This window comes from Marinobacter manganoxydans MnI7-9 (assembly GCF_000235625.1).
Classification (GTDB): domain Bacteria; phylum Pseudomonadota; class Gammaproteobacteria; order Pseudomonadales; family Oleiphilaceae; genus Marinobacter; species Marinobacter manganoxydans.
This window is the reverse complement of the sequence record NZ_AGTR01000035.1, coordinates 1-9,981: the sequence shown is the minus strand read 5'-3', so window position 1 is coordinate 9,981 and position 9,981 is coordinate 1. Positions and strand designations below refer to the sequence as shown.

Here is a 9,981-nt window from a genome sequence, read left to right as displayed (position 1 = left end):
GATCCGGCCTGGATAAAATACTGAATTACACCAGTGTCCTGGCAGCTTGGCCGATCAAGCTTGTCTGCGGCATCTTGGTTTTCGGCCATCACGTCGAAAATCTCAATTGCCATGGGATTGGTTTCTTTGGCGCGCAACTCGGCCTGTTTATCTTTCACGTCGGTTGGCAGACGTTTTCCGATGTAGGCCGTGAATTTCGCAAGAATGTCGGTTAAAGACTGAACTTCAGCTTCTTTCTCCACGCTTCTATCCTCTTCTTACAGTGTTCCGATTTCGCCTTATGGAGTAACCGGATGGGTTGTAAGGTGATCATAGAATGTGGAAACTGGCTTAAGGTTCACAAAAAGTAAAAACACTTGTTCGTAAAGGTTAATAATGACGGCTGACGATTCGATGCGGTTTTTTGTAAGCCTTGCACAGAAACGCTCCATATCCGGGGCGGCTCAGGAGCTGGATCTATCTCCTCCAGCGGCTACCAAACGCTTGGCTCAGATAGAAGATCAGATAGGAGTGAAGCTGGTTAATCGGACAACCAGGCGCATTTCATTGACACCAGAAGGTGAGATTTATCTTGAATATGCCCAAAGCATCCTTTCCAAGATAGAGGAAATGCAGGATGTCATACGAAACCAGTCAGGAGCACCGGCCGGCCAGTTGAATATCCATGCACCGCTTGGTTTTGGTAGAAAATACATCGCCCCGCTTGTATCTGAGTTTGTCACCACATATCCGAATTTGGCAGTTCGGCTAACTTTAAGCGACAAGCATGTATCACCACCTGACGACGCAACTGATATAGCAATTCGCTTTGGCGACGTTCCAGACTCACGGTTAATTGCTCGGAAGATAGCTCCGAACAGACGTTTTATTAGTGCAAGTCCAAAATATCTCGATAGAGTTGGGCGTCCAGTCGTGCCTCAGGATCTGAGTAACCATCAGGCGATTGCGCTACGTCAAAATGATGAAACGGCCAGCCTCTGGCGTTTAACGAAAGATGATCAAACTCAAGCGATTCGAGTGCCGGTGAAGTTAAGCACAAATGACGGGCATGTCGCTCTTCAATGGGCAATTGAGGGACATGGCTTGTTGATGCGAGCCCAGTGGGACCTTGCTAAGCATTTGAGAAGCGGTGAGCTGGAATTGGTGCTTCCAGAGTATGAAACGCCTGCTGCCGACATTTACGCTGTCTACCTACAGAAAGCGCGGCTCGCAACACGAATCTCATTGTTTCTTGATTATCTTGAGGAGTCATTTCTCACTAAAACATCGACGAGTGACTATTGGTGAATGCCAGCGCTCGATTCGAAAAGCTCATGAAATTGGACGCACACGGGGCCACCCCGTTTCCATGGAATTTCTAAAACGGTGGTGGACTTACCCCGCAACTACTGACTTCCCATAACCCCAAGCAGAGGCCATTCCATTGCGTTACGCGAATATTCGCTTTGCGACCTTCACTTGGGTTAGTCAGAGTTGAATGATCACGCTGCGCAAGGGCAAGAAATTTGTTTTATCCCCTTAGAGGGTTGGCAGACAAACGTGAAAAATTCCCCAGAAACACGCCCAAGCCATTGAAATAAGAAATCTTTAGGTCAAATTATTTATTCAGTTCCATCCTCAACGCTCGGCCGAGCTTTGGACGCTCCCTGAGAGGCAAGTTCAGCCAGTTTCAAATCAAATAGCTGCTGCCCCACCGGTCGCTTCAGATCCAGCGTGTAGTCCCCGAAGCGATTGATATGACGGGTTCGGTACGGCGATAACGCTTTCAGAACATCCTCTGTGATGGCAATCCCTTCTGCGGCCATGTCGCGCAATACCCGGCTGAGGGCTTCGACGTTGTGCAGGATCAGCATATTCGCCACCAGGTGGTTGTACTTCACCACTTTTTGCTGCTCATGCCGGAGGTTGGCGGCAATGATGCCCGAGCCACCAAAGAAGCTCCATTTTGCAAACCCGTTAAACTGCTCGTTCTTGTTGGTTGCGGCGTGAATGGTCTGGCGCAGCTCCACGTCGTCGATGTAATTGAGCAGGAAGCCGGTGCGCACGACCTTTCCCAGCTCCCGGAAGGCGAAATACAGCTTGTTCTTGCGACTGTAGGTTCCCAACCGTCTCAGAATGGTTGATGCCGTGATTTTACCCAACTTGATGGACACGGCCACGCGCAACATATCCGGCAGATGCCGTTCAATCCGTGCCCAGTCGATATGGCCGTTGAACAGTTCTTCGATATGGGCGTAGCGAAATCGCCGGTCAGGCCGGTAAAAGTTCAGATCCTTGAGGTTCCGGATACGCGGCATCAGCTTGATGCCCAGTAGGTACGACAGTCCGAACACAGGATAGCTCTGGGCCTGCGTATCACCGTGTAAGGAATCCGGCTGAATATCGCTCTGGTTTTTCAGCAGTCCGTCGAGGATGTACACCGCTTCGTGAACGCCACAGGGGATGAAATGACTGAACAGCGCGATGTAGGTGTCCGAGACGTGGTAGTAACCGATGCCGCCGTAGCCGCCATAGCGTATGTGGTACTCGCTGAGCAGGTTTTGCTCGTAAAGATTCCATTTGGTGCCATCGGCGGCGGCCCGCCGCCCTGTGCCCCAGTATCCGGGCAGTTCGTATTTCTTATACGCGTTGATGACCTTGACGATAGCGCGGTCCAGCCTGTCTTCGGTCACGTGGTTAAGGTTGAGCCAGGCTATCTGGCGGCGGTTCAGCTGTTTAATAGAGTCGGCGGTCTGGGAGGGCCCCAGATTGCAGCCGTAGCAGAAAAGCGTCGCGATGAAGCGTAACCGGGGGTCTTCAACGCGCCCCTCATAGCCTGACAGTGGCCCGAATTCCCGGTGTAGCCCAAGCCAACGCTCTGCATCCACCAGAACGTCGACGATGCTGCGGGTGCCAAGCCGACGTGTGATGTCGTCATCAAGGGCCTGCCAATTCGTCGGCAGTCCCTGCTTCTGATTCCGCTTGATGACAATGCGGCCGTCTTCAATGGTGGCGTGTGTGTTGTCCGGGAAGGCGGCGTCCACCGAGCGGCTCACCTGAGTCAGCTGATCCTTGAGGTGGCTAATCAGCGCCTTCGGTTCCATGGGGAGCTCCACTTCCAACCCGTACTGGTCAATTTCCTGTTCGTAACCCGACCAGCTCACCAGTTGATCCCGATGGTCGTCGAACCGATCTCCGTGAACAACCGCCAGGTCCGCTGACTTCAGTTCCTGTTTCACCAGATTCAAAACGGCCAATTCAAAATATTTACGGTGAACCGTCAGGCTGTCCGGACGGATGAAAATCAGACGTCGCCACTTATCGAGCGTCCACTTTGTCTGCTGAATGTTTTCGACCAGATCCGGCGCATGGACGCGCAAATCCAGCGTCTCGGCTTTCAGCGAACGGGTTTTTCGGAGCAGCTCAATCAGTTGAATCGACAAGGTGTCGCTGGAGGTGCTTTGAAACGTCAGTATGTCCAGGCAGTTGTACAGCAGGCTGCGTTTGGCTCGAAACGGTCGCAACATGAAAGGCAGGTAGTTATTGCCCGCGTAGGCCAGATGTTCCTCGCATTCGTCCAGCCACTCCTGGCGCTTGTCTCCGACCACGGCCTGAAGTGACTGCCACGGGTTTGGCTCGGCTTCCATGGCGGTCAGCACGTCTTTAAAGCAGGACACGAGTCGATCCGTGCGCTGGGTCTGCTCCATTTGATAGGTCAGCAGGTTTTGCTGGGCGGTGGTTTCCAGTTGCCTCATCAGCTTGATCAGAAGCTCGGCCGTATCGTCCAGTGCCTGGGCATACTGTTGCCGGATCAGGACGACCGCCAGGGCATAGCGTTTGCGTGCGGGGATGCGGGCCATTCTCGCCACGTCCAGCGCTCTTGCTTCATTGGCGAACTGCCGCCGTTTGGTCACGGGAATGGATTGGACACTCGGTAATCGCTCGACGATATCCCTGAGCCACTTGAGGTGTTGCAGGTAGGACCGGATCTCTTTGTTGGTCGGCTTGCGAATTTCTCGCTTCAGACGCTGCCAACCGCTGATCTCAATCCCCGGTGGTGAGACCAGCAAGTCGTTGACCAGTGCCTTTGTGTCGTCGGTCAGTTCGCTGACGATGGATCGGTAACAGCGGTCGTTCACGGTGGCCCGGGCATCCTTGGCAAGCCGCAAAAGCACTGTGAAGCCGGGAATCTCAAAACGGTGACGCACCAGCTCTTCGAGGAGGATGTTGATAACATCAGCCAGCACCTCGCGGGACTCGGCGGCATATATGGCTTGATTTGCGAGCCAGAGGCGGTCTTCATCGTTCAAGACTCGGCTGCCGACATAGGCCCGAATCCAATTGATGTGGCGATCACGGGCACTGGATTGATCATACTGCCTCTGCTGGATCTTGGTCGGTCGTTTTTGAAGGCCGAGGCGTTTAGCGATGTAGCCACTCAAGTCGGAAGGCAAATCAACCGTCGCGCAGAAAAAGCCCTGTTTCTGATAAGCTTTCAGGTGCAACAGCAAAAAGAAGCGTTGTTGAAGTTGTTTAGCACGTCGACGAGCCCAGCGTTGCTCGTTAGGTGCGGGCGTGTAAACGGTATCAAGTTCGTGTTGTGGGATACCCGACCGAAACCGTGGATAAGCCGTATCCTGGATCGCACTCATGATCGACTCAATCCCATGTCTGCCCGGTGGCCGGGTCCGTGATCAGTGTCTCCACCCAGCAGGCTTTGTCGGATGCTATACGGTGTATCTCATCGATCAGGTCGTCCATCGTTTCGTCCAGATGCTCATCCGACGTTGCAGGCACCTCGATGCGGTAGTGTCCATCGGTCTGGTGTTCCACCTCGAACGGTTTCAGGCAATGGGCTTCGATCACCGTGCGGGCCTGGTAGTGTTTACGGCTGCGCGGGCGCTGTGGCTCCAGAGTAAGCTGGACGGTCAAGGCCCGTAAGCGCGGTTGGGATGCGCTAGCCAGGCGCGGCTGGCCAACCGGTGACGCCATTTCGGTTGGAATCTGCATCAGGGCCTGCTCGAACGGTGACTTGGCTTCGATGTAACGCAAGGCGGTTTGGGTATCCCGCCAACCGACGTATTCCATCAGCGCTTTGATTTCCCAGCCTGAAGCGCTGGCCCAGGTGGCAAACCCGCGTCGTAGTGAATGGCTGCTGAACGCTTCCACGGCATCAATGCCCGCGTCAGACAAGAGCTGGCGCAGCAGCGGCACGACGCTGTTCGGGTGCAATGACACGTCCGACAGGTTCCCCCAGCGATCAATCGCCCTGAACAGGGCTCCGCTGGGTTGATTCAGAAAATCCAGCCAATCCTGACAGGCCTCGACCGGACAACACTGCCTCAGAGCGGGCACTTTATACAGACGCCCTTCGGCCTGACGATCCCCCTTACTTCTCCGCAGGTACAGGGACATACCGGCACCGGGGGCCAGCGTGATGTCTTCAATGGTTAACCGACAGAGTTCATCACTGCGAAAGGCGCGCCAGAACCCGAGCAGGACCATGGCCCGGTTACGCAACCAGACCCCGAGACGCCGTGAATCGTGCTGACGGGCCTGCGCGATCTGTCGGGACAGCCACTGATCCAGTTGCTGGAGCTGGGTGATGGCCAGGGGCTTGGCCTGTTTTTGCCGGTACGGATGCTCTTCGCGAATGCCCTTCAATACCGTGCGTACCAACGGGGCTTTGGTTGGGTCTGGGAACCCCTGATCCCGATGCCAGCGAGCCAGCGCCGCCAGGCGCTGCTTCAGGGTAGCGGCCGACAGCCGTTCGGCATGATCGGCCAGATAGCGAGCGACACTATCGGCGGTTGCCGGTAAAAACCCGCCCCAGGTCACCTCAAAATGCTCGACGGCGGATCGGTAGCTGCGTCGGGTGTTGTCGCGGGTCGCCGCCCGAACGTACCGATCAATCGTCATTGGGCCCACCCGCCTCGTTCGATGTCGGCAATGCCGCTATTGCTTCTGTTAACCAGCGCTCGACCGACTCGCACACAGCATCGTTGTCCGCGCTTGAAACCATCTTTGTGAACGTCTTGGCCATGGCATCGCGCACCTGTTGATCGAATGGATCGTCGGGATTGGCGATCAGTGAGCCAGACAGCCTGTCCAGCGTAGACCCCGTGGCTGCTCTATCCTGACGGCCTTGAACCCAGCTTTGCGCCTCAGCCAATGAACCGAACTGCTTGTGCTCCACCCAGAGGAAACTGTTTGGAATCGCGATTGATCGTCCGTCTTTGAGGTAGGCCCTGATCTCCGCGTCAACGTCCGGCAAATAGGCGTCCTCGCTTTGCAGACATTCAAGGGCCGCACGAAAGCTTGGTAATGGGGCGGGAAACCGGTTGCGAAAATCAAACGCCCGGAAGGCAAACACCTGATCCAGTGGATCGGCTTGTGTGTGCATGTGTGACCTCCTGCTGCGTGGCCTTCGTCCGGGGCCATATCGTACCGGTCGTGAGTCAGTATAGCCGCTGAAACGGGCATCACAATGGATAACGCTGGATTATCACATGTTTATTTTATTCTGCTTATCAACTATATTTCTAACTTATATAGTATGTAATTACGTATTACGTAACACAGTAAGAAATAAGCATGAGGACACCATCATGGCCCGAGGCGGCATCACCCAACCCCTGGTCGAGGACGCCCGCAAACGTCTTCTGGCTCGCAATGTTCGCCCCTCTATCGACGCCATACGCGCCGAATTGGGCAACACCGGCTCAAAGACCACCATCAGCAACCATCTGAAAGCGATTGAGGCGCGAGAAAGCACTCGTCTGGATGATGAGGCGCTTCTGAGTAACCACGTTACCGAGTTGGTCGGCCGACTCGCCAGGCAATTACGCCAGGACGCGCAGGAGACCATCGAACAGGCTGAACAACACCACAAGGCCGAGATCGCCAGCTTGCAGGAGACCCTCAAGGCACAGACCGCTGAGATCCGGCAACACCAGGCGCAGAACGAATCGCTGACTCAGGAGCGGGATGCGTTACAGGCCGACGTCCGCTGGCTTCAGAAGGCGCTCTCGACACTCGAAGGCGATAACCGCGCACAGGCCCAACGCATTGAAAGTCTGACTGAGCAGGTTCAGGACAAGCAGCGCCAGGTAGACTCGCTGGAAGAAAAGCACGGACATGCCCGCGAGGCACTAGAGCACTATCGCGGCTCCGTGCAAGAGCAGCGCGAGCAGGATCAGCGGCGGCATGAGCAGCAGATCCAGCAAGTCCAGGAAGAGCAACGCCATCTGCAACAAGCCCTGGCCGTGAAACGCGACGAGCAGGCCCAGGCCACCCGGGAGATTACCCGGCTGTTCACGGAGGTGACTGAAGTTCGAAAGCAGTCGGATCAGTTGACGCAGCAACTTGGCGAGCGGGAGCGCGAAAATCGTCGTCTGGCCGACAAAACGGTGCGGCTAGAACAGCAAGCCGCAGCGTTACGCCAACGGAAGACTGCCCTTGAAAAGCAGCAGCGCGTGAACGACCAACTGAAAGCGAGGGTTCAGCAGCTTGAAACCGAGCTGAGCGTGAAGAATGAGCTGTTGGATCGTTTGAGCGCTGGCAACGATTCCGACGAGACGATTAGAGGGTTGGCAGACAAACGTGAAAAAAAGTCCCAAAATAGCCACAAAGCGTTGAAAAAATAGTTTATGTTGCCTGCGCCATAGGAAGGGAGCTTCATCAGGTGTTCACTTCCAGCATATCAGTGAAGGCAGCTTGTACGATTCCTATTCCCAGGTGTAGTGGGTGATGGTGTAAAATGAGGGACCAGTTTTCCCAGTGCGGCGCAGGCGTGAACCTGAAGATGCTCGCCGAGCTATTTTGGCCCTATGAAAACGGGCGGTATTTACTCCTGATATTGACTATTTTATGTTCAGACACGGCGTTTCCGGATGGATCAGCAGAAGCCGGTGAATTGCTTGTTATCAGAAAACAGATTTTTCGCAGGGTCGACTAACTTTGAGAAAACCGGAACAAGACTTCACCAAGGTCAGTAAATTTTTAAGCTATGTGCTTCGACATAAGCCCGAGGCTATTAACCTAACGCTTGATGATAAAGGATGGGCATCGGTTGCCGATATTATCGAGAAAGCCAAACCACAAATCACACTCACACCTGCACTTATCAGACAGGTCGTCATCGATAATGAAAAAAAACGTTTTTCACTTTCTTATGATAACCAATATATTCGTGCTAACCAAGGTCACTCAATTAAAGTAGATTTACAACTCATTCCGGAAAAACCACCAGCAGTACTTTATCATGGAACTGCTACTCGGTTTTTAGATTCAATAAAACGGGAGGGATTAAAACCAGGGAAGCGACATCACGTACACTTGTCATCAGATATCGAAACAGCTACTGCGGTTGGGAAGCGCTATGGCAAGCCTTCTATTATAGAAATCCCTGCTAGCGCTATGCACCAGCAGGGATTTAAGTTCTTCCTATCCAAGAATAAAGTCTGGTTAACAGAATATGTACCAGCCAATTTCTTAACGGTTATTGTTTAGAGAGCCTTCTTTCTCCGGCAAGACTTCCCACGAATCAGCTATAATTTCATAACAGCCATCACTATCAAAATAGATCATATAGTGATTAAGAATCCATGAATCTCGGTGATCACTTGACGTCGATTCAATTAGTTCGTCGATCCATGTAGATTCTGAAAGCTTGACCAGTTTGTCGTAAGCATTTTCTATTTTCCACGCAGGACAATGCATTTCGGCAACATGGGAATGCGCTCTAACTTTTTCGAAACGCAGACCAGTATTATAGATAATGCCATCCCTGTCGTAGTCAAAATAAAGACAGAGAATGCCGCCAGGGAACTCTAGCCGAACACCTGATACTGAGGATGTTGAGGGTTCCGGTAATGTATAGCATTCAGCAGTGCTGACCATATTAGTTACCACCACTTCGCCTTACAGTTGGTATCCCCTGATCGGGTCCACCTCACTATTACGGTTAAGTTGCCCGGTCAGCCTTGCTTCGTAAGCTGTAAAATTACAGGAGGACTATGCCTGTTTTAAATAACCTCAAACATCGATTTCGGATACAAATAGTCCTCATCTGTGTCATCAACTATTCTGTAATATTCATCATCTTGCTCTACGACATCGTAAATCTTATTCAACGTTAAGCTGATCATTTCTCCCTCGAACTCTCCTTCGACGAAGCTTCCATCTGGCTTCTCATCTAAGTAAGGTTTTATAGAGACGCATCGTACTTTTAATCCAGCCATGTCTTTACCTTAAATTCAACTTTACCTACACCATGAGCTTCATACCAATGGACTTCTGCTCTCCTGACATTTCCAGACGTCGTAACCACATCTGCATCGCCTGATCGCTTCAACCAATTTTTAGCTTTGCCTCCATACTGTTCAACCAGTCGCCCGACCTCTCTAATTCCACGCCCATCTGCTATTTTTCTGATATTCGTAACTTTAGAACCTTCGGCTAAATGACTAGCTCCTCGAACAGAAATACGTGTCGCGGCCGAACCGACTGATTTACCAACTTGGAATGTTCCCTTTGTAACATTCGCACCCTTCAATCCCATCTTCATTGAAGAGCCAAGAAGCTTGATACCTGTCACCCCAAAGGTTCCAGAACCAGAACGATTGATCGAGTCGGAGGTTTCCTCCATCGTCGCGACTTCAAGGCCTATTCCCAAAGCTTCCCAAGCCATCACCGCGAGTATTGGCACAACCGGAAACGCCAGTTCTCCATCGGGGTCTGCATAGCTGTACGGATTGTTATTCCCGTACGCATAGCGGTTGAAAGAGTGGATGTTTGTTTCGTGCCATTTAACGGGATCGATTCCCGTGAATCGCCCAATCGACGAGGTATACCAACGTGCTTTGTGATCAGCCAGGCCTGTCTCCTCGTCCAGCCAGTTACCGGTATAACCACGTTCGTCGGTGTTAGTCGTCAGCTTGAATCCCCAAGGGTCATAAGCCTGCTGCCACACCACAGCTCCAGTACTGTCCGTCGCCGCGA

9 protein-coding genes are annotated in these 9,981 nt (G+C 52.8%); 3 read left to right on the top strand and 6 right to left on the bottom strand.

Going from position 1 to position 9,981, the window contains the following annotated elements; genetic code table 11:
• Window positions 1–242: fumarate hydratase (locus tag KYE_RS09645; protein ID WP_008172799.1), on the bottom strand; the 242-nt coding region annotated here is incomplete at its 3' end.
• 133 nt (window positions 243–375) lie between these two features.
• Here KYE_RS09645 and KYE_RS09640 point away from each other — a divergent pair.
• Entirely contained in the window at window positions 376–1,287 is a 912-nt protein-coding gene (locus KYE_RS09640; RefSeq protein ID WP_008172798.1) for a LysR family transcriptional regulator, read from the top strand.
• Between the two features lie 314 nt (window positions 1,288–1,601).
• Here the strand turns inward: KYE_RS09640 and KYE_RS09635 are convergent, their stop codons facing one another.
• The 3 genes from KYE_RS09635 to KYE_RS09625 are packed head-to-tail and all read right to left on the bottom strand — an operon-like array spanning window position 1,602 to window position 6,382.
• On the bottom strand, window positions 1,602–4,631 hold the full coding sequence (locus KYE_RS09635; RefSeq protein WP_050898297.1) for a Tn3 family transposase: 3,030 nt from the start codon (window positions 4,629–4,631) through the stop codon (window positions 1,602–1,604).
• 7 nt (window positions 4,632–4,638) lie between these two features.
• On the bottom strand, window positions 4,639–5,898 hold the full coding sequence (locus KYE_RS09630) for a site-specific integrase (RefSeq protein WP_008172795.1): 1,260 nt from the start codon (window positions 5,896–5,898) through the stop codon (window positions 4,639–4,641).
• Window positions 5,888–6,382, bottom strand: coding sequence for a hypothetical protein (locus tag KYE_RS09625; protein ID WP_008172793.1), 495 nt, complete (start codon window positions 6,380–6,382; stop codon window positions 5,888–5,890). The genes KYE_RS09630 and KYE_RS09625 overlap by 11 nt, the downstream gene beginning before the upstream one ends.
• A gap of 205 nt (window positions 6,383–6,587) precedes the next feature.
• Here KYE_RS09625 and KYE_RS09620 point away from each other — a divergent pair, with 205 nt between their 5' ends.
• On the top strand, window positions 6,588–7,625 hold the full coding sequence (locus KYE_RS09620; RefSeq protein ID WP_008172791.1) for a DNA-binding protein: 1,038 nt from the start codon (window positions 6,588–6,590) through the stop codon (window positions 7,623–7,625).
• Window positions 7,626–7,938: 313 nt separating this feature from the next.
• The gene (locus KYE_RS09610) at window positions 7,939–8,490 is read left to right on the top strand and encodes an RNA 2'-phosphotransferase (RefSeq protein ID WP_008172787.1); all 552 of its coding nucleotides are present in this window, start codon (window positions 7,939–7,941) and stop codon (window positions 8,488–8,490) included.
• Here the strand turns inward: KYE_RS09610 and KYE_RS21450 are convergent.
• Complete coding sequence (locus KYE_RS21450; protein ID WP_139043667.1) at window positions 8,473–8,880, bottom strand: hypothetical protein; 408 nt, start codon at window positions 8,878–8,880, stop codon at window positions 8,473–8,475. The two genes, KYE_RS09610 and KYE_RS21450, sit on opposite strands and share 18 nt — an antisense overlap.
• A gap of 328 nt (window positions 8,881–9,208) precedes the next feature.
• Window positions 9,209–9,981, bottom strand: a 773-nt coding sequence (locus KYE_RS20885) for an RHS repeat-associated core domain-containing protein (protein ID WP_008172785.1), incomplete at its 5' end; no start/stop codon positions are given.